The 18,968-nt window shown below is 61.7% G+C and carries 18 protein-coding genes; 7 read left to right on the top strand and 11 right to left on the bottom strand.

The window, feature by feature from the left end; translation table 11 throughout:
* Positions 1-43: 43 nt before the first annotated feature.
* From AD662_RS04375 to mreB, 4 genes are all read right to left on the bottom strand, one after another.
* Positions 44-640 (bottom strand): Maf family protein, encoded by a 597-nt coding sequence (locus AD662_RS04375; RefSeq protein WP_053185706.1) that lies wholly within the window; start codon positions 638-640, stop codon positions 44-46.
* A 37-nt stretch (positions 641-677) separates the two neighbouring features.
* Positions 678-1,166: a rod shape-determining protein MreD gene (gene mreD / locus AD662_RS04370; RefSeq protein ID WP_003197820.1), complete on the bottom strand. Its 489-nt coding sequence runs from the start codon at positions 1,164-1,166 to the stop codon at positions 678-680.
* Positions 1,163-2,314 carry a rod shape-determining protein MreC gene (mreC, locus tag AD662_RS04365; RefSeq protein ID WP_074849552.1) on the bottom strand — a complete coding sequence of 384 codons (1,152 nt, stop codon included), beginning with the start codon at positions 2,312-2,314 and terminating at the stop codon, positions 1,163-1,165. The genes mreD and mreC overlap by 4 nt, the downstream gene beginning before the upstream one ends.
* Before the next feature lie 140 nt (positions 2,315-2,454).
* A complete protein-coding gene (gene mreB / locus AD662_RS04360) occupies positions 2,455-3,492 on the bottom strand; it encodes a rod shape-determining protein MreB (protein ID WP_002555108.1) in 1,038 nt (345 codons plus the stop codon).
* 214 nt (positions 3,493-3,706) lie between these two features.
* Here mreB and gatC point away from each other — a divergent pair, with 214 nt between their 5' ends.
* The 6 genes from gatC to AD662_RS04330 all read left to right on the top strand — a co-directional run bounded on the left by gatC (position 3,707) and on the right by AD662_RS04330 (position 9,008).
* Positions 3,707-3,994, top strand: a complete 288-nt coding sequence (gene gatC / locus AD662_RS04355) for an Asp-tRNA(Asn)/Glu-tRNA(Gln) amidotransferase subunit GatC (protein WP_003197816.1) — start codon at positions 3,707-3,709, stop codon at positions 3,992-3,994.
* Between the two features lie 16 nt (positions 3,995-4,010).
* Positions 4,011-5,462 (top strand): Asp-tRNA(Asn)/Glu-tRNA(Gln) amidotransferase subunit GatA, encoded by a 1,452-nt coding sequence (gene gatA, locus AD662_RS04350; protein ID WP_018601844.1) that lies wholly within the window; start codon positions 4,011-4,013, stop codon positions 5,460-5,462.
* 10 nt (positions 5,463-5,472) lie between these two features.
* Positions 5,473-6,918 (top strand): Asp-tRNA(Asn)/Glu-tRNA(Gln) amidotransferase subunit GatB, encoded by a 1,446-nt coding sequence (gene gatB, locus AD662_RS04345; protein WP_018601845.1) that lies wholly within the window; start codon positions 5,473-5,475, stop codon positions 6,916-6,918.
* 224 nt (positions 6,919-7,142) lie between these two features.
* Positions 7,143-7,520, top strand: a complete 378-nt coding sequence (locus tag AD662_RS04340) for a septal ring lytic transglycosylase RlpA family protein (protein ID WP_014336618.1) — start codon at positions 7,143-7,145, stop codon at positions 7,518-7,520.
* A gap of 49 nt (positions 7,521-7,569) precedes the next feature.
* Entirely contained in the window at positions 7,570-8,631 is a 1,062-nt protein-coding gene (locus AD662_RS04335; RefSeq protein ID WP_024616068.1) for a calcium/sodium antiporter, read from the top strand.
* Entirely contained in the window at positions 8,628-9,008 is a 381-nt protein-coding gene (locus AD662_RS04330) for a carboxymuconolactone decarboxylase family protein (RefSeq protein WP_053178202.1), read from the top strand. The genes AD662_RS04335 and AD662_RS04330 overlap by 4 nt, the downstream gene beginning before the upstream one ends.
* Before the next feature lie 125 nt (positions 9,009-9,133).
* Here the strand turns inward: AD662_RS04330 and AD662_RS04325 are convergent, their stop codons facing one another.
* The 6 genes from AD662_RS04325 to kdgD all read right to left on the bottom strand — a co-directional run bounded on the left by AD662_RS04325 (position 9,134) and on the right by kdgD (position 17,019).
* Positions 9,134-10,096: a DUF4917 family protein gene (locus AD662_RS04325; protein ID WP_053178201.1), complete on the bottom strand. Its 963-nt coding sequence runs from the start codon at positions 10,094-10,096 to the stop codon at positions 9,134-9,136.
* An 85-nt stretch (positions 10,097-10,181) separates the two neighbouring features.
* Entirely contained in the window at positions 10,182-11,123 is a 942-nt protein-coding gene (locus AD662_RS04320; RefSeq protein ID WP_018601852.1) for an AEC family transporter, read from the bottom strand.
* 389 nt (positions 11,124-11,512) lie between these two features.
* On the bottom strand, positions 11,513-13,066 hold the full coding sequence (gene garD / locus AD662_RS04315) for a galactarate dehydratase (protein ID WP_003197806.1): 1,554 nt from the start codon (positions 13,064-13,066) through the stop codon (positions 11,513-11,515).
* 12 nt (positions 13,067-13,078) lie between these two features.
* Positions 13,079-14,449: an MFS transporter gene (locus AD662_RS04310; RefSeq protein ID WP_053185703.1), complete on the bottom strand. Its 1,371-nt coding sequence runs from the start codon at positions 14,447-14,449 to the stop codon at positions 13,079-13,081.
* Between the two features lie 84 nt (positions 14,450-14,533).
* Positions 14,534-15,979, bottom strand: a complete 1,446-nt coding sequence (locus tag AD662_RS04305) for an aldehyde dehydrogenase family protein (RefSeq protein ID WP_053185700.1) — start codon at positions 15,977-15,979, stop codon at positions 14,534-14,536.
* A gap of 128 nt (positions 15,980-16,107) precedes the next feature.
* On the bottom strand, positions 16,108-17,019 hold the full coding sequence (gene kdgD, locus AD662_RS04300; protein WP_003177964.1) for a 5-dehydro-4-deoxyglucarate dehydratase: 912 nt from the start codon (positions 17,017-17,019) through the stop codon (positions 16,108-16,110).
* 371 nt (positions 17,020-17,390) lie between these two features.
* Between kdgD and AD662_RS04295 the strand changes: the two genes are divergently transcribed.
* Positions 17,391-17,744, top strand: a complete 354-nt coding sequence (locus AD662_RS04295) for a hypothetical protein (RefSeq protein ID WP_053185697.1) — start codon at positions 17,391-17,393, stop codon at positions 17,742-17,744.
* A gap of 226 nt (positions 17,745-17,970) precedes the next feature.
* On the opposite strand, the gene AD662_RS04290 is transcribed toward AD662_RS04295, so the two are convergent.
* Positions 17,971-18,717 (bottom strand): FadR/GntR family transcriptional regulator, encoded by a 747-nt coding sequence (locus AD662_RS04290; protein WP_018601868.1) that lies wholly within the window; start codon positions 18,715-18,717, stop codon positions 17,971-17,973.
* Positions 18,718-18,968: the final 251 nt, after the last annotated feature.

The following is an 18,968-nucleotide window of genomic DNA, read 5'->3' as shown; positions in this document are numbered from 1 at the left end:
TCAGGCATGTTCACGATTATGGCCGCATCAAGTCAGACGGCGCTCAGCGCGCGCTCAAGGTTTGCCAACAGGGTATGCCGAAATGGCCCAGTAGTTCTGCGGTTTCGCACAGCGGCAGGCCGACCACGGCTGAATAACTGCCTTCAAGCCCGGCGACGAACACCGCGCCCAGCCCTTGAATACCATAGCCGCCGGCCTTGTCCCGGGGTTCACCGCTGGCCCAGTAGGCCGCCGCTTCCTGTTCCGTGATCGACCGAAAGCGCACCCGGCTGCGCACAACACGGGATTCGCAACGCTGCCCATCCAGTATGGCAATGGCGGTCAATACGTCATGTTCGCGACCGGACAGGCTCAAGAGCATCGTCATGGAATCGGCCTGGTCCACGGGTTTTCCGAGAATTCGCCCGTCCAGTACCACAGCCGTATCGGCGCCCAGCACGCAGCCATCCATGCCGGCGTCCAGGGCTCGCCGACCCGCCTCGGCCTTGCCGCGCGCCAGGCGCTCGACATAGGCCGAAGGGGTTTCGTGGTCCAGGGGCGTTTCGTCGATGTCCGCGCCGATGGCGGTAAAGGACACGCCGATCTGCGTGAGCAGTTCACGCCGACGCGGCGAGCCTGAGGCGAGGTAGAGCGGTTTCATCAAGACATCTCCCTATCAAGGCCAATGCCTGACCGAATCAGTTGATTTTGAAACGCAGGCGCAGGCCACGCAAACCGAAGCTGACCCAGGGCCAGAGCAAGGCGCTGACCAGGGCTGGCAAGACCAGCGCCAGGGTCGGCTGGCGATTGCCGGTCAGCGCGCTGAGCCACAATTGCACCAGTTGCGCCAGGCCGAAGATCACCAGGATCACCAGGCACTGCTGCCACATGGGGAACATCCGCAGGCGTTGTTGCAGCGACAGCACCAGGAAGGTGATCAGCGTCAGGATCAGCGCGTTCTGCCCCAGCAACGTGCCATAAAGCACGTCCTCGGCCAGGCCCAGGCACCAGGCGGTGACCATGCCGACCTTGTGCGGCAAGGCCAGCGCCCAGAAGGCCAGCAACAGGGCCAGCCACAGTGGGCGCAGGATTTCCATGAACTGCGGCAGCGGCGAAACGCTGAGCAACAGGCCGATGGCGAAGGTCAGCCAGACCATCCAGCCGTTACCGGATTGGGTACTGCTCATTCTTCTCGTGCTCCCCTGGGGGCTGGCGCGGTGGCCGGCGTGGAGGCTGGCGGTTGGGCGGCGGGCCGGGCTGGCTGAGCAGGCTGCGCGGCGGGCGCGTGGGTAGCCGAGCGGGTCGGCCTCACAGCAGGCGCGGCGGGTGCGGTGGCCGGGGTTGCCGCTGGCGTGGTGGCCGGAGCCGCCGTCGCCGGTGCAGGCACTGGTGGTTTTGGCACCGCGACCGGGACAGGCGCAGGCGTTGCTGTCGCTGGGGCAGCCGACTCGCCGCCCTGGCGGTCCTGGGCTTCCTGGGCCACGGCAGCATCGTTGGCACGCTCTTCGGGCGTACGGTTGTCGCTGAAGACCAGCAGCAGGTAGCGGCTGCGATTCAATGCAGCCGTCGGCACCGCGCGGACAATGGCGAACGGCTGGCCGGAGTCATGGATGACTTCCTTGACCGTCGCCACCGGGTACCCGGCCGGGAAGCGCTGGCCGAGGCCGGAACTGACCAGCAGGTCGCCTTCCTTGATGTCCGCGGTATCGGCCACGTGCCGCAGTTCCAGGCGTTCCGGGTTGCCGGTGCCGCTGGCAATCGCGCGCAAGCCGTTACGATTGACCTGCACGGGAATGCTGTGGGTAGTATCGGTCAGCAGCAGCACCCGGGAGGTGTAGGGCATCAACTCCACCACCTGGCCCATCAGGCCCCGGGCGTCGAGCACCGGCTGGCCGAGGACAACGCCGTCGCGCTCGCCCTTGTTGATGAGGATGCGATGGGTGAAGGGGTTGGGGTCCATGCCGATCAACTCGGCCACTTCGACCTTCTCGTTGACCAGCGCCGAAGAATTGAGCAACTCGCGCAGCCGCACATTCTGCTCGGTGAGGGCCGCCAGCTTCTGCATGCGCCCCTGCAACAGCAGGTTTTCGGTCTTGAGTTTTTCGTTTTCGGCGACCAGTTCGGTCCGGCTGCCAAACTGGCTGGCCACACCTTGCCACAAGCGCTGCGGCAGGTCGGTGATCCAGTAGGACTCCATCAACACCAGCGACATCTGGCTGCGCACAGGCTTGAGCAGCGTGAAGCGGGCATCGACCACCATCAGCGCGACCGAGAGCACGGTCAGCACCAGCAGGCGCACACCCAATGAGGGGCCTTTGGCGAAAAGCGGTTTAATAGGCCGCTCCTCCCAGGCAAATGTTTTCTTTATTCATACGGCATCAAACCGGCCTGGATACGAATGACAGAAGATAAACGCCAACGGGCAGCACTGCAAAGTGCTGCCCGGGAGCGAACAACATAGACGATCCAGCCAACTTATTCGCTGGAGAGCAGGTCCATGGTGTGCTTGTCCATCATTTCCAATGCACGGCCACCGCCGCGGGCAACGCAGGTCAACGGGTCTTCGGCAACGATCACCGGCAGCCCGGTTTCCTGGGCCAGCAGCTTGTCGAGGTCACGCAGCAGCGCGCCACCACCGGTCAGCACCAGGCCGCGCTCGGCGATGTCCGACGCCAGCTCCGGCGGCGACTGCTCCAAGGCGCTCTTGACGGCCTGGACGATGGTCGCCAACGATTCTTGCAGCGCTTCGAGCACTTCGTTGGAGTTGAGGGTAAAGGCCCGTGGAACGCCTTCGGCCAGGTTGCGACCGCGTACGTCGACTTCGCGCACTTCACCGCCCGGGTAGGCCGTGCCGATTTCCTGCTTGATGCGCTCGGCGGTGGATTCGCCGATCAGGCTGCCGTAGTTGCGACGCACATAAGTGATGATCGCTTCGTCGAAACGGTCGCCGCCCACACGTACGGATTCGGCGTAGACCACACCGTTGAGGGAGATCAGCGCGATTTCAGTGGTACCGCCACCGATGTCGACGACCATCGAGCCGCGGGCTTCTTCCACCGGCAGGCCGGCACCGATGGCAGCAGCCATTGGCTCTTCGATCAGGAACACTTCACGGGCACCGGCGCCGAGGGCCGATTCACGGATAGCGCGACGCTCTACCTGGGTGGACTTGCATGGAACGCAGATCAGCACACGAGGGCTGGGCTGCAGGAAGCTGTTTTCGTGAACCTTGTTGATGAAGTACTGCAGCATCTTTTCGCAGACGCTGAAATCGGCGATCACGCCGTCCTTCATAGGGCGAATGGCTGCGATGTTGCCCGGTGTACGGCCCAGCATGCGCTTGGCTTCCGTACCGACAGCCACGACACTTTTCTGGTTACCGTGGGTGCGGATGGCCACGACCGAGGGCTCATTCAGGACGATACCGCGCTCGCGCACGTAAATAAGGGTGTTGGCAGTGCCCAGGTCAATGGAAAGATCGCTGGAAAACATGCCACGCAGTTTCTTGAACATGGGAAAGGGACCCTAGGCAACGCGTGGGTAAAAAAGTGCGGCAAACTCTAACAACGACAGGGATTTTGGGCAAGGCGCCAATATGTTAAATTGGCCGCTTTTCTGTGCACCAAACCCCACAATCGCGGGTATAGACCCGTAGAAATGCGGTAGTGTTCCGACAATCTAACACACGGACAGATTACGTCCGTTTTGTTTTCCACTGGAGAATCCCATGGCGCTTGAACGCTCCGACGTGGAAAAAATCGCTCATCTGGCCTGTCTGGGCCTCAATGAAGCCGATCTTCCACACATCACTTCTGCCCTGAACAGCATTCTGGGGCTGGTCGACGAGATGCAGGCGGTCAATACCGACGGTATCGAACCACTGGCACACCCGCTGGAAGCCAGCCAGCGCCTGCGCGCCGACGTCGTGACCGAGTCCAATCACCGCGAGGCCTACCAGTCCATCGCACCAGCGGTCGAAAACGGCCTGTACCTGGTTCCGAAAGTCATCGACTAAAGGGAAAGAGCCTCTCATGCATCACATGACCCTGGCCGAGATCGCCCGCGGACTCGCCGATAAAAAGTTTTCTTCCGAAGAGCTGACCCAGGTCCTGCTGGCGCGCATCGCCCAGCTCGATCCGCAGCTCAACAGCTTCATCAGCCTCACCCAGGAGCTGGCCCTGAGCCAGGCCAAGGCCGCCGACGCCCGGCGCGCCAATGGTGAAACCGGCGCCCTGCTCGGTGCGCCGATTGCCCACAAGGACTTGTTCTGCACCCAGGGCATCCGCACCAGCTGCGGCTCGAAGATGCTCGACAACTTCAAGGCTCCGTACGATGCCACCGTGGTCGCCAAGCTGGCCGCCGCCGGCACCGTGACCCTGGGCAAGACCAACATGGACGAGTTCGCCATGGGCTCGGCCAACGAGTCGAGCTACTACGGCGCGGTGAAAAACCCGTGGAACCTGGAGCACGTACCGGGCGGCTCGTCCGGCGGTTCCGCCGCCGCCGTGGCCGCACGCCTGTTGCCGGCCGCCACCGCCACCGACACCGGCGGTTCGATTCGCCAACCGGCTGCGTTCACCAACCTCACTGGCCTGAAGCCGACCTACGGTCGCGTCTCGCGCTGGGGCATGATCGCCTACGCCTCCAGCCTCGACCAGGGTGGCCCGCTGGCCCGCACCGCCGAAGACTGCGCGATCCTGCTGCAAGGCATGGCCGGCTTCGACCCGAACGACTCCACCAGCATCGACGAACCAGTGCCGGACTACAGCGCCAGCCTCAACGGCTCGCTGCAGGGCCTGCGCATCGGCGTGCCGAAGGAATACTTCAGCGCCGGCCTCGACCCACGCATCGCCGAACTGGTCCACAACAGCGTCAAGGCGCTGGAGAAGCTCGGCGCGGTCATCAAGGAAATCAGCCTGCCGAACATGCAGCACGCGATTCCCGCGTACTACGTGATCGCCCCGGCAGAAGCCTCCTCGAACCTGTCGCGTTTCGACGGCGTGCGCTTCGGCTATCGCTGCGAGAACCCGGAAAACCTGATCGACCTGTACAAGCGCTCCCGTGGCGAAGGCTTCGGTGCCGAAGTGCAGCGCCGGATCATGGTCGGCGCCTACGCGTTGTCCGCCGGCTACTACGATGCCTACTACCTCAAGGCGCAGAAAATCCGTCGCCTGGTGAAGAACGACTTCATGGCCGCCTTCAATGAGGTCGACATCATCCTCGGCCCAACCACGCCAAACCCGGCCTGGAAACTCGGTGCCAAGAACAGTGACCCGGTCGCCGAGTACCTGGAAGACGTCTACACCATCACCGCCAACCTCGCCGGCTTGCCGGGCCTGTCCATGCCGGCCGGTTTCGTCGATGGCCTGCCGGTGGGCGTGCAGTTGCTCGCGCCGTATTTCCAGGAAGGCCGCCTGTTGAACGTTGCCCACCAGTATCAGTTGAACACTGACTGGCACACCCGCACCCCAACCGGCTTCTGAGGAGAAACACATGCAATGGGAAGTCGTGATCGGGCTGGAGATTCATACCCAGCTCACCACCCGGTCGAAAATCTTTTCCGGTAGCTCCACCACATTCGGTTCCGAGCCCAACACCCAGGCCAGCCTGGTGGACCTGGGCATGCCCGGTGTACTGCCGGTGCTCAACGCCGAAGCGGTGCGCATGGCGGTGATGTTCGGCCTGGCGATTGACGCCGAGATCGGCCAGCACAACGTGTTCGCCCGCAAGAACTACTTCTACCCGGACCTGCCCAAGGGCTACCAGATCAGCCAGATGGAACTGCCGATCGTCGGCAAGGGCCACCTGGACATCGCCTTGGAAGACGGCACGGTCAAGCGCGTCGGCATCACCCGTGCGCACCTGGAAGAAGACGCCGGCAAGAGCCTGCACGAAGAATTCAACGGCGCCACCGGCATCGACCTGAACCGTGCCGGCACGCCGCTGCTGGAAATCGTCTCCGAGCCGGACATGCGCAGCGCCAAGGAAGCCGTGGCCTACGTCAAGGCGATCCATGCGCTGGTGCGCTACCTGGGCATCTGCGACGGCAACATGGCCGAAGGCTCGCTGCGCTGCGACTGCAACGTGTCGATCCGGCCCAAGGGCCAGGTCGAATTCGGCACCCGCTGCGAGATCAAGAACGTCAACTCGTTCCGCTTCATCGAGAAGGCGATCAACAGCGAGATCCAGCGCCAGATCGAACTCATCGAGGACGGTGGCAAGGTCATCCAGCAGACCCGCCTGTACGACCCGAACAAGGACGAGACCCGTCCAATGCGCAGCAAAGAGGAAGCCAACGACTACCGTTACTTCCCCGACCCGGACCTGCTGCCAGTGGTCATCGAGAACTCGTTCCTCGACGAGGTACGCACCACCCTGCCGGAACTGCCACCACAGAAACGCGAGCGCTTCCAGGCGCAATTCGGGTTGTCGAGCTATGACGCCAACGTCCTGGCCACCAGCCGCGAACAGGCCGATTACTTCGAGAAAGTCGTGAGCATCGGCGGCGACGCCAAGCTGGCGGCCAACTGGGTGATGGTCGAGCTGGGCAGCCTGTTGAACAAACAGGGCCTGGAAATCGATGAGTCGCCGGTCTCGGCCGAACAACTGGGCGGCATGCTGGTGCGGATCAAGGACAACACCATTTCCGGCAAGATCGCCAAGATGGTGTTCGAAGCCATGGCCACTGGTGAAGGCAGCGCCGACGAGATCATCGAGAAGCGCGGCTTGAAGCAGGTCACCGACACCGGCGCGATTTCCGCCGTGCTCGATGAAATGCTCGCGGCCAACGCCGAGCAAGTCGAACAGTACCGTGCGGCAGACGAAGCCAAGCGCGGCAAGATGTTCGGCTTCTTCGTCGGCCAGGCCATGAAAGCCTCCAAGGGCAAGGCCAACCCGCAACAGGTCAACGAACTGCTCAAAAGCAAGCTCGAGGGCTGATTGCCATGGAGCCAGATATCAAGCCTGGCTCCCTTCGCCCTTGTGGGAGCGAGCCTGTGGGAGCAAAGCTTGCTCGCGATGAAGACACCTCGATCCATCAGTGGACCGCGTTATCGTTCATCGCGAGCAAGCTTTGCTCCCACAGGCTTTGCTCTCACTGGCTTTGTTTCCACTGGCTTTGCTCCCACTGGCCAGCTCCCCTATCTGTCGTTGGAAAACCCTACATGAAGCGTCTCCTCGGCGCCTGCGCCCTGCTGTCCCTGCTGGCCGGTTGCGCCAGCCAGAGTGGGACGGTCGATCCACACGGCTACGACCAGACCGGCGTCGCCTCTTATTACGGTGCCCGGCACCATGGCAAGCGCACCGCCAGCGGCGAGCGTTTCAACCAGAATGGCCTGACCGCCGCCCATCGCCAGTTACCGTTCGGCACTCGGGTGAAAGTCACCAACCTGAAAAACAACGACAGCGTCGTGGTCCGCATCAACGACCGCGGCCCGTATACTCGTGGTCGTTTGATCGACGTATCCCGCGCAGCCGCCGAACAACTGGGCATGTTGCGCAGCGGCACCGCACGGGTGCGCGTGCAAGCCCTCGACGACTGATAGACGGAGCCCGGCCATTTCCCTACTCACCGCCCTACCGCTGCTCAGCCTGATCGAATTGTTCGGCGCCCTGCTGTTGCTCATCGGCGGTGCCGAACTGCTGGTGCGAGCCGCCGTGGGCCTGGCGGCACGCTTGCAAGTACGGCCACTGATCATCGGTCTGAGCGTCGTCGCGTTCGGCAGCAGTGCGCCACAAATGGCCGTCAGCCTGCAGGCAACCCTGGCGCAAAACGCCGACATCGCCGTAGGCAGCGTGATCGGCAGCAGCATTTTCAACATCCTCGTCACCCTCGGGCTGTCGGCGCTGATCATTCCGCTGCGCGTCTCGCGCCAACTGGTGCGCCTGGACATCCCACTGATGATCGGTGCCAGCCTGCTGGTGTTCGTGCTGGCCTGGAATGAAGAACTGACCCGGTTGGACGGCGTATGGCTGCTGGTGGCCCTGGCGGTGTACCTGGGCCTGTTGCTGCGCCAATCGCGACACTCGGGGCGACCGCACACCGTGGGTATCACCGTGACCCAGGGGTCCTGGCCCAAGAGCCTATCGATGATCGTGCTGGGCCTGGCCATGCTGGTTTTCGCCGGCCACCTGCTGCTGGGTGCAGCGGTGGAAGTGGCGACGGACCTGGGGCTCTCGGAGCGCATCATCGGCCTGACCATCGTCGCCGTCAGCACCTCGCTGCCGGAGCTCGCCACCTCGTTGATCGCCGCCCTGCGCGGCCAGCGGGACATTGCGGTAGGCAACGTGATCGGCAGCAACCTGTTCAACCTGCTGGGCGTGCTGGGAGTCACCGCCCTCGCCGCGCCCACGCCACTGTCGGTCTCGCCAAACGCCCTGGATTTCGACCTGCCGGTGATGCTCGGCGTGGCGGTGCTGTGCCTGCCGGTGTTCTATTCCGGTTATCGTGTCACCCGCGCCGAAGGCCTGCTGTTGCTGGGCTTGTACCTGGCCTATGGGCTGCACGTGGTGTCGTTCACCACCGGCATGCCCCTGGCCGGCCAACTGGAACGGCTCATGCTGTTCTATGTGTTGCCGGCCCTGCTCGCGTTTTTGCTGTTCACCTCCCTGCGCGCCTGGCGCCGCCAACACCACAAGAGGGATTTGCCATGACCGACACCCCAAAGACCGGCCTGGACATGCGTCGCCAGGTCATGGGCGACGCGTTCGTCGACCGCGCGCTGGGCAACGCCACCGAATTCACCCAACCCTTGCAGGACTTCGTCAACGAACATGCCTGGGGCAGCGTCTGGAGCCGCGACGGCTTGCCGCTCAAGACCCGCAGCCTGATCACCCTGGCCGCCCTCACCGCCCTCAAGTGCCCGCAGGAACTCAAGGGTCATGTGCGCGGTGCACTGAACAATGGCTGCACGGTGGAAGAGATTCGCGAGGCATTGCTGCATTGCGCGGTGTACGCGGGCGTGCCGGCGGCAATCGATGCGTTTCGGGCGGCGCAGGAAGTGATCGATAGCTATCAGAAGCCTGAATAAAAGCCTGAGCCTTGCAGTGGCAGGTCAGGCCTCTTCGCGAGCAAGCCCGCTCCCACATTAAACGCGCACACCCAATGATAATGTGGAGATGGACCTGTTCGCGAATGGCTCTTGAGGCCCGACCGCTAACCCCAGACTCGAGCGCTCTCAGCCTGGAAGAATTCCACCCTGTGCGCTCCCAGGTAAGCTTGAGCGCGCCCCCTCAGCAAGACATTGTCTTCACTGTCCTTATCGCCGTAAACACTCACGAAAACCTTGCTTACCGAGCTCTGTTTTATCTGATCGAAGATGTGCCGGTCATTGTCATCGAACGAATGCCCATAGATAAACAACACCCCTTGCAACCGGCCCAATCGCTCAAAACAATAACTGAGATAGGGGTTGTGTTGGATTCTGACCTTCTTTCGCTCATGTGTAGGTTCTGAGACAAAGGTGGGGAACTTCCTGTTTTCCATGTTCCATTTCACTTGCTCAATGATCGACTCGCCCTGATCTGAACACGCGTGTTTTCGAATACCGCCCAGGGTGTCGTAAATGTGTAGCCCGCCATGGAGGAAATGAACATTCTGGCTTTCAGGCCCCTCCCATGGCCCGCCTCGAAACCCGTCGTCGGTGTTGTATTCCGGCTCGAGACCAAACTGGTTTCTCGCCCAATAAAACAACAAGTCATAATTAAGCGTGAACACATTGCTGAAGGGCTTGAGAAATTTCCTCACCGAAACATATTGCTCATCCGTCACGTCTCGAGGCAATGCCGGGTGGGTGGCCGATATCACCTCTATCAGAGCGTTTTTGATGGCTTCCTGATCAGCCTTGATCGCGTTGATCAGATCCGGGTCGGCATTGTAGATCCTGAGGATATCTTCCGCGGCGATCAGCCGTTTCATGACTTTCTCAAAATCATATGTGTTGAACGTATCGAAGATACGTCGGATCACCCGATGCCTTTCGCCGAAGTGCGCGCTGGAAAACAGACTCTTGTAACTGAAAACATCTTTGTTCCAGGCTTGAGAAAACCCATTTGCCAACAAAATGGAACGCTTGCCGCTGTAATCGACGAAGGAAAAAGCCTCTTCGAAAGTGATCATATAGTCTTCCTTGTGTTGGTCTGATGAAGTCCCGACACAATGATACCAATGAGCCACCACCCTTAACCATCCAGAAGGTCGCAGGCTAGATCCACCCACCCCACTGCAACACAAAGATCCCCAGGTTGGTGGTAATCGCCGCCATCAGCGTGGTGATGACGATGATCGCCGCCGCCAGTTCATGGTTGCCGTCGGCCGCTCGGGCCATGACGTAACTGGCGGCGGCGGTGGGGCTGCCGAAGTACAGGAACAGGATCCCCAGCTCCGCCCCGCGAAAGCCCCAGAGCCAGGCACCCAAAGTAGCCAGCAGCGGCAGGCCGACCATTTTCACCAGGCTCGAACTCAGGGCCATCTTGCCGCTCTTGCGCAGGGCCGCCAGCGACAGCGTGCCGCCGATGCAGATCAATGCCAGGGGCAAGGTCATTTGCGACAGGTACTTGGCCGAGGTCTCGAACCAGTTCGGCAGGCCGATCTGCCAATAGGCGAACGGCGCGGCGCTGATCACGCTGATGATCAGCGGGTTGCTGATCACACTCTTGCAGATGCTCCATGGGTCAGACTTGATCACCGGGCTGTAGACCGCCAGCACGATGGTCGACAAGGTGTTGTAGAACAGGATCACCAGCGCCGCGAGAATCGCCCCCAGGGAAATTCCGTAGTCGCCATACATGCTCGCCGCCAGCGCCAGGCCGATGACTCCGTTGTTGCCGCGAAACGCACCTTGGGTATAGATGCCGCGATCTTCGCGCGGGCAACGCCAGATCGCCCAGCCCCAGGCCATCGCAAAGCTCACCAGGGTAGCGATGGAAAAATAGATCAGCAGGTCGGGCTGCAACGCCGCATGCAGGTCGGCATGGAGGATGCCGAGGAACAACAGCGCCGGCATGGTGACGTTGAACACCAGGGACGAGGCGATGTGGATGAAGTTGTCGTTGATCCAGTTGATGCGCTTGAGCAACGCCCCCAGAAACAGCATGGCAAACACCGGTGCGGTGATGTTCAGGGTTTCGAAGAAAATTGCCAGCATGCCGGGGACCTTGAGAGCAGTGTCGTTAGGTGGCTAATGATAAGCCACTCACGGCATTGGCGTCTGGTGAAGCGTCTTCGCGAGCAGGCTCGCTCCCACATTTGTTCTTTGATGAACACAAAATCCACATTCAGCCCCACATCCCCTGTGGGAGCGGGCTTGCTCGCGAAGACGTCGGCTCATCCAACATTAATGCAAGCTGAACTGCCGCATTCGCGGGCAAGCCCGCTCCCACACTGGATCTGTGGCGGTCACAGAATCCGCATTCCCCCCTGTGGGAGCGGGCTTGCTCGCGAAGACGGCAGCACATCCAACATCAATGCAAACTGAACCACCGCTATCGCGAGCAAGCCCGCTCCCACACTGGATCTCCAGCGATCACGAAGTCATCAGGTAATCGGCGCCGGGTTGAACAAGGTGATGTCGTTGTACAGCTTGTGCCGCTCGGCCCAGGTCTGTTTCTTGCCGCTGGCCACGTCCAGGTAGTAGTGGAACAGCTCCCAGCCCAGTTCCTCGATGGTCGCCCGTCCAGTGGCGATCCGGCCGGCGTCGATGTCGATCAGGTCCGGCCAGCGTTGGGCCAGTTCGGTGCGGGTCGAGACCTTCACCACCGGAGCCATGGCCAAGCCGTACGGCGTGCCTCGGCCGGTGGTGAACACATGCAGGTTCATCCCCGCCGCCAGTTGCAGCGTGCCGCAGACAAAATCACTGGCCGGTGTGGCGCAGAAGATCAGGCCCTTTTGCTTGAAGCGCTCGCCCGGGCCGAGCACGCCGTTGATCGCGCTGCTGCCGGACTTGACGATCGAGCCCAGGGACTTCTCGACGATGTTCGACAACCCACCCTTCTTGTTCCCCGGCGTGGTGTTGGCACTGCGATCAGCCTCGCCCTTGGCCAGGTAACGGTCATACCAGTCCATTTCCCGCACCAGTTCCTGGGCGACTTCCTGGGTTTGCGCCCGAGAGGTCAGCAGGTAGATCGCATCGCGCACTTCGGTGACTTCGGAGAACATCACCGTCGCCCCGGCACGCAGCAGCAGATCCGAGGCGTAGCCCAGGGCCGGGTTGGCGGTGATACCGGAAAACGCATCGCTGCCGCCGCACTGCATGCCCAGGATCAGCTCCGAGGCGGGCACGGTTTCGCGACGGCGCTGGTCGAGTTTCTTCAGGCGGGTCTCGGCCAGTTCCATGATCTGTTCGATCATTTCGGTGAAACCGTGACTGGAATCCTGCAAGCGATACAACCACGGCTCGCTGAGGTCCACCGAACTGTCGCCTTCATGCATCACCTGCCCGGCCTGCAATTTCTCGCAGCCCAGGCTGATCACCAGTGCCTCGCCCCCCAGGTTCGGGTTGCGCGCCAGGTTGCGCACGGTGCGGATCGGGATGTAGGCGTCGGTGGCAGTGATCGCCACGCCACAGCCATAGCTGTGGGTCAGCGCCACCACGTCATCGACGTTCGGGTACTTGGGCAGCAGCTCATCCTTGATGCGCTTGACCGCATGGTCCAGCACCCCGGTCACGCACTGCACCGTGGTGGTGATGCCCAGGATGTTGCGCGTGCCGACGGTACCGTCGGCGTTGCGATAACCCTCGAAGGTGTAGCCCTCCAGCGGCGCATCGGCCACCGGCACATCAGTGGACAGCGGCAAGCTGTCCAGCGGCGGCGCGGTGGGCATGCGCAACTGGTCTTCCTTGACCCAGCTGCCACGGGGGATCGGTTGCAGCGCGTAGCCAATGACCTGGCCGTAGCGAATCACCTCGCCTCCCTCGGGAATGTCCACCAGGGTGACCTTGTGACTCTGCGGTACGAAGTCGACGGTGACCAGGCCGTCCGGGAACTCGGTCCCGGCCGGTACGCCCTGGTCATTGACGACGATCACCACGTTGTCCCGCTCATGCAGGCGGATGTAACGGGGCGAATCGGCATGTTCAATCAGTTGCATTGATGCCGCTCCTCAGGACTTGGCTTCAGACAGGCTGGCGATGTCGGCATCCTTGGCCGTTGGTTCCTTGAGCACCACACGCTTGATCGGCCCGACGATGACAAGGTAGCTGAACACCGCCATCAGCGCGTTGCAACCGACGAACACCAGTGCCCATTTGAACGAGCCTGTGGAGCTAATGATGTAGCCAATGACGATTGGCGTGGTGATCGATGCCAGGTTGCCAAAGGTGTTGAACAGGCCACCGCTCAAACCGGCGATCTGTTTTGGCGACGTGTCGGAGACCACGGCCCAGCCCAGTGCGCCGACGCCTTTACCGAAGAAGGCCAGGGCCATGAAGCCCACCACCATCCATTCGATGTCGACGTAGTTGCACGCGACGATACTGCTGGACACCAGCAGGCCGGCGATGATCGGCGTCTTGCGGGCGAAGGTCAGGGAGTGGCCCTTGCGCAGCAGGTAATCGGAAATCACCCCGCCCAGCACGCCGCCGATAAAACCGCAGATCGCCGGCAAGGACGCGATGAAACCGGCCTTGAGGATGGTCATGCCGCGTTCCTGCACCAGGTACACCGGGAACCAGGTCAGGAAGAAGTAGGTGATGCCGTTGATGCAGTACTGGCCCAGGTACACGCCGAGCATCATGCGGTTGGTCAGCAGTTGGCGGATGTAGTCCCACTTCGGACCGTCGGCTTTCTTTTCCTTTTCCTTGCCCTTGTCCTGGTCCATGTCGACCATCGCGCCGTTGGCGGCGATGTGATTGAACTCGGCCTCGTTGATCATCGGGTGCTGACGCGGGCTGTAGATCACTTTCAGCCAGATCAACGAGAACACGATGCCGATCACGCCCATCACGATGAACACGTGCTGCCAGCCGAAACGGTAGACGATCCAGCCCATCAGCGGTGCGAACAACACGGTGGCAAAATACTGCGCCGAGTTGAAGATCGCCGAGGCGGTGCCGCGTTCTGCGGTCGGGAACCAGGCGGCGACGATCCGTGCATTGCCCGGGAAGGACGGCGCTTCGGCCAACCCCACCAGAAAGCGCAGCATGAACAGTGCAACCACGGCCGTGGACATGCCGAACTCACCGACATAGCCCTGCAGCACGGTGAACAGCGACCAGGTGAAAATGCTCAAGGCATAGATTTTTTTCGACCCGAAACGGTCGAGCAGCCAGCCGCCGGGAATCTGCCCGGCCACGTAGGCCCAGCCGAAAGCGGAGAAGATATAACCGAGGGTGACGGCATCGATGCCGAGGTCTTTTTGCAGGCTGGAGCCTGCGATGGCGATGGTGGCACGGTCGGCGTAGTTGATCGTTGTCACCAAAAACAGCATGAGCAGGATCAAATAGCGGACGTGAGTCGGCTTGGTCGCTTGCATGTAACAGTACTCCCACTATTTATTTTTATGCGGGTCAGCAGATTGTACGGCCGGGCTGGAAATCCAACCCGGCCGGTGTTGCGTTTACGAGCCGATGTAAGCGGTCTTCACCACGGTGTAGAACTCTTGCGCGTAGCGACCTTGCTCACGCGAACCATAGGACGAACCTTTGCGCCCGCCGAACGGCACGTGGTAATCCACGCCGGCGGTCGGCAGGTTGACCATCACCATGCCCGCCTGGGAATGACGCTTGAAGTGGTTGGCATACTTCAACGAGGTGGTGGCGATACCGGCCGACAGACCGAACTCGGTGTCGTTGGCCATCGCCAGCGCCGCCTCGTAGTCAGCCACGCGCACGACGTTGGCCACCGGGCCGAAGATCTCTTCGCGGCTGATGCGCATCGAGGCTTCGCTGTCGGCGAACAGGGTCGGTGCCAGGAAGTAACCTTCGGTGTCGCACGTCACCAGGCCACCACCGCTGACCAGCCGCGCACCTTCGCTCTGGCCGATGTCGATGTACTTCAAGTCCTGGCTGAGCTGGGCTTCGGAAACCACCGGGCCGATGTCGGTGCCGGCCTTCAATGCATGGCCGACCTTGATCGACTGCATGCGCTCGGCCATGGCGTCGACGAACTTGTCGTGGATGCCGGCGGTGACGATCAGGCGACTCGAGGCCGTGCAACGCTGGCCGGTGGAGTAGAACGCGCTCTGTACCGCCAGCTCGACGGCCTGCTTGAGGTCGGCGTCGTCGAGGATGATCTGCGGGTTCTTGCCGCCCATCTCCAACTGCACCTTGGCCTGGCGCGACACGCAGTTGACGGCGATCTGCCGCCCCACGCCCACCGAACCGGTAAAGCTGATGCCGTCGACTTTCGGGCTGTTGACCAGGACTTCGCCGACCACACGGCCGCTGCCCATCACCAGGTTGAACGCACCGGCCGGGAAACCGGCGCGGGAGATGATCTCGGCCAGGGCCCAGGCGCAGCCCGGCACCAACTCGGCAGGTTTGATCACCACGCAGTTGCCGTAGGCCAGGGCCGGGGCGATTTTCCACGCGGGAATGGCGATCGGGAAGTTCCACGGGGTGATCAGGCCGACCACACCGAGGGCTTCGCGGGTGACTTCGACGTTGACGCCCGGGCGCACCGACGGCACGTAATCGCCCGACAGGCGCAGGCATTCACCGGCGAAGAATTTGAAAATGTTACCAGCGCGGGTCACTTCGCCGATGGCTTCGGGCAGGGTCTTGCCCTCTTCCCGGGCCAGCAATTGGCCGAGTTCTTCGCGGCGGGCGAGGATCTCGCTGCCGACTTTGTCCAGCGCATCATGACGGGCCTGGATGCCCGAGGTCGACCAGGCCGGGAAGGCGGCGCGGGCGGCTTCAATGGCGGCATTGACTTGCGCTGCGTCAGCCTTGGCGTATTCACCGATGACATCGGACAAGTCAGACGGGTTGATGTTGGTGCAATAGTCGGCACCGGCCACCCACTGACCGTTGATGTAGTTATCGAAACGCTTTGAATCTGCCACGGAGCTACTCCTTCTACAAAAGCGATCTGGGGACGCAGAGCGTCCCTGGCGGCATTCCCACGCAGAGCGTGGGAACGACAAGCCTTACGCAAAAAGCCGCTGATTACTCAGCGGCCTCATCGGGTCTGTTACTGCTTGCCTTGCTTGTCGATCAGCGCGGCCAGGGCTTCGTATTCTTCTGGCAGCAGGTCGGTCAGCGGGGTGCGCACAGGGCCGGCGTCATAACCAACGATCTTCGCGCCGGCCTTGACGATGCTCACCGCGTAACCGGCCTTGCGGTTGCGGATGTCCAGGTAAGGCAGGAAGAAGTCGTCGATGATCTTGCCGACGGTCTCGTGATCGTCGCGGGCAATGGCGTGGTAGAAATCCATCGCGGTTTTCGGGATGAAGTTGAACACCGCCGAGGAGTAGACCGGCACGCCCAGGGCCTTGTAGGCCGCGGCATAGACTTCAGCGGTCGGCAGGCCGCCCAGGTAGCTGAAGCGGTCGCCGAGGCGGCGACGGATCGACACCATCAGTTCGATATCGCCCAGGCCATCCTTGTAGCCGATCAGGTTCGGGCAGCGCTCGGCCAGTTGTTCCAGCAAAGTGGCGTTCAGGCGGCAGACGTTGCGGTTGTACACCACCACGCCGATCTTCACCGATTTGCACACGGCTTCAACGTGGGCGGCAACGCCGTCCTGGCTGGCTTCGGTCAGGTAGTGCGGCAGCAGCAACAGGCCCTTGGCACCCAGGCGCTCGGCTTCTTGAGCGTATTCGATGGCCTGGCGAGTGGCACCGCCAACACCGGCAAGGATTGGCACGCTGGTGGCGCAGGTATCGACGGCGGTCTTGATGACTTGGGAATACTCGCTGGCGGCCAGGGAGAAGAATTCACCGGTGCCGCCCGCCGCGAACAAAGCAGAGGCGCCATACGGGGCCAGCCACTCGAGGCGCTTGATGTAGCTGTCGCGATTGAAATCGCCTTGGGCAGTAAAGTCGGTGACCGGGAACGACAGCAGGCCAGACGAGAGGATGGACTTCAGTTCTTGTGGATTCATTATTCGAACACCCTGGACGCAAATGATGTGTTGTAGGAAACGGTTCAGCTTCACGTGAAGTTGTAGGTCATCGTACAACTTAAAATATGAACGTCAACTGCATTTCGTCTTTTGTCGGGGGGCAGGACCGGGGCGTTTGTCGTGAAGCCTTGTAAATCGGGGGTTTGAGCGGGATTGGAAGACGGATGAAACTTGCCGCCCGAGCATCAGGACCGCTCGTCGTCACTGTCAACTTTGCCAGTAGGCGTCGTCAGGGCAAGGGGGCATAACCCAGGCATGGCTGTGCTGGGCACGGCCGTAGTCCCTTTCACAATCTTTTAAGTGAGCCGCCCGTACGCGACGATCAGGGCGGCCTCACAGGGAGTGACATCATGACGACGTATGCGAAACCCACGCTCAAGGATTTTCCAACCGCAGGGGAAATCACAATCAGCCTGTCAAAGACAACGGCGTTAATCGTGAAGATTCCGGATACACCTTTCGCACCGTACTCGAACGCCCAACTGACTTTGGGCGTCGGCTCGACGCCTCCAACTCCGGCAGGCGCGTTTACACCTCTGACCGAGGGCGAAGAAGGTACGCCGCGCAAGGATGTGACAGTGACTGTAACCAACGCCGAGTTGACCGCTTACCTCGGCAAATTGGTTGAGCTTCGTTACGAGGTTAGCTACGAGAGCTGGGATCCCGATACATCCGAGCCGCAAATGTTGCGGGTCAACGCGTAGGGCTGCGCGCCTACGACTCGTCAGACGGGCACACAGATACAAAGCCGGACACCGCTCCCCTGTGGCGAGGGGATTTATCCCCGCTGGGTTGCACAGCAACCCCAGAGGCGGTGACTCAATCCGATCTGACACACAGAGGCGTCAGTGTGGGGCTGCTTCGCACCCCAGCGGGGATAAATCCCCTCGCCACAGAAACAGCGACTCACCTCATCTCAACTGACAGCAGCTAGCCCTGCGCCTGCGCCTCTTCATGGGCCTGGCGCAGCCTTTCGCGGCTGTTGGTCAGGTGCAAGCGCATGGCCGCACGAGCCGCCTCGGAGTCCTGGCGGGCGATGGCGTCGTAGATCTCCTCGTGCTCGCGGCTCAGGCGGTTCATGTAGCGCTGCTGGTCATCGTGGGCCAGGCGCGCCGAGTTCACCCGGGTACGCGGAATGATGCTGGTGCCCAGGTGGGTCATGATGTCGGTGAAGTAGCGGTTGCCGGTGGACAGGGCGATTTCCAGGTGGAAGGCGAAGTCCGAGGCCACCGCATCGCTGGCGTGGGCGGCGCTTTCGTTCAAGGCGTCGAGGGCGGCGCGCATCGCGGCCAGTTGCTCGTCGCTGCGGCGCTGCGCCGCCAGCCCGGCGGACTCCACTTCCAGGCTGATGCGCAATTCCAGGATCGCCAGCACGTCACGCAAGGTGACCACGGTGGCCGGGTCGATGCGAAAACCACTCGGGCTCGGCGTGTCCAGCACGAAGGTGCCGATGCCATGGCGGGTTTCCACCTGGCCGGCCGCCTGCAAGCGGGAAATCGCCTCGCGCACCACCGTACGGCTGACGCCATGGGCTTCCATGATCGCCGACTCGGTGGGCAATTTATCGCCACGCTTGAGCAGGCCGTCGCGAATCTGCTCGGTCAACACCGTCACCAGCTCCTGCGCCAGGCTGCGGCGCTTGCGGGGAAAGCGTGGTACGTCGATCGGGTTTTCCATGGGGCTGTGTCTCGGTAAACGGCTGAATGGCAACATCATAGCGCAACGTGGTTGTACGATCACCGTGGGAGCAGTGGCGAGTCGGGTGCTGACACCGAGTCGCGTTCATCGCGAGCAGGCTCGCTCCCACATCGAATCGGTTGTAGACATAAACATCCGGCTCACCACAAACCCTTGTGGGAGCGGGCTTGCTCGCGAAGGCGGCGTGTCAGATACGTCAATGTCAACTGACACACCGCCTTCGCGAGCAA

The sequence above is a fragment of the Pseudomonas kilonensis genome (assembly GCF_001269885.1).
In the GTDB taxonomy this organism is placed as follows: Bacteria; Pseudomonadota; Gammaproteobacteria; order Pseudomonadales; family Pseudomonadaceae; genus Aquipseudomonas; species Aquipseudomonas kilonensis.
This window is presented reverse-complemented; position numbering and strand designations above follow the sequence as displayed.

Coding starts and splice junctions, on each gene's coding strand:
- AD662_RS04375 (WP_053185706.1), bottom strand. CDS start 640: ATGAAACCGCTCTACCTCGCCTCAGGCTCGCCGCGTCGGCGTGAACTG.
- mreD (WP_003197820.1), bottom strand. CDS start 1,166: ATGAGCAGTACCCAATCCGGTAACGGCTGGATGGTCTGGCTGACCTTC.
- mreB (WP_002555108.1), bottom strand. CDS start 3,492: ATGTTCAAGAAACTGCGTGGCATGTTTTCCAGCGATCTTTCCATTGAC.
- gatC (WP_003197816.1), top strand. CDS start 3,707: ATGGCGCTTGAACGCTCCGACGTGGAAAAAATCGCTCATCTGGCCTGT.
- gatA (WP_018601844.1), top strand. CDS start 4,011: ATGCATCACATGACCCTGGCCGAGATCGCCCGCGGACTCGCCGATAAA.
- gatB (WP_018601845.1), top strand. CDS start 5,473: ATGCAATGGGAAGTCGTGATCGGGCTGGAGATTCATACCCAGCTCACC.
- AD662_RS04340 (WP_014336618.1), top strand. CDS start 7,143: ATGAAGCGTCTCCTCGGCGCCTGCGCCCTGCTGTCCCTGCTGGCCGGT.
- AD662_RS04330 (WP_053178202.1), top strand. CDS start 8,628: ATGACCGACACCCCAAAGACCGGCCTGGACATGCGTCGCCAGGTCATG.
- AD662_RS04325 (WP_053178201.1), bottom strand. CDS start 10,096: ATGATCACTTTCGAAGAGGCTTTTTCCTTCGTCGATTACAGCGGCAAG.
- AD662_RS04320 (WP_018601852.1), bottom strand. CDS start 11,123: ATGCTGGCAATTTTCTTCGAAACCCTGAACATCACCGCACCGGTGTTT.
- garD (WP_003197806.1), bottom strand. CDS start 13,066: ATGCAACTGATTGAACATGCCGATTCGCCCCGTTACATCCGCCTGCAT.
- AD662_RS04310 (WP_053185703.1), bottom strand. CDS start 14,449: ATGCAAGCGACCAAGCCGACTCACGTCCGCTATTTGATCCTGCTCATG.
- kdgD (WP_003177964.1), bottom strand. CDS start 17,019: ATGAATCCACAAGAACTGAAGTCCATCCTCTCGTCTGGCCTGCTGTCG.
- AD662_RS04295 (WP_053185697.1), top strand. CDS start 17,391: ATGACGACGTATGCGAAACCCACGCTCAAGGATTTTCCAACCGCAGGG.
- AD662_RS04290 (WP_018601868.1), bottom strand. CDS start 18,717: ATGGAAAACCCGATCGACGTACCACGCTTTCCCCGCAAGCGCCGCAGC.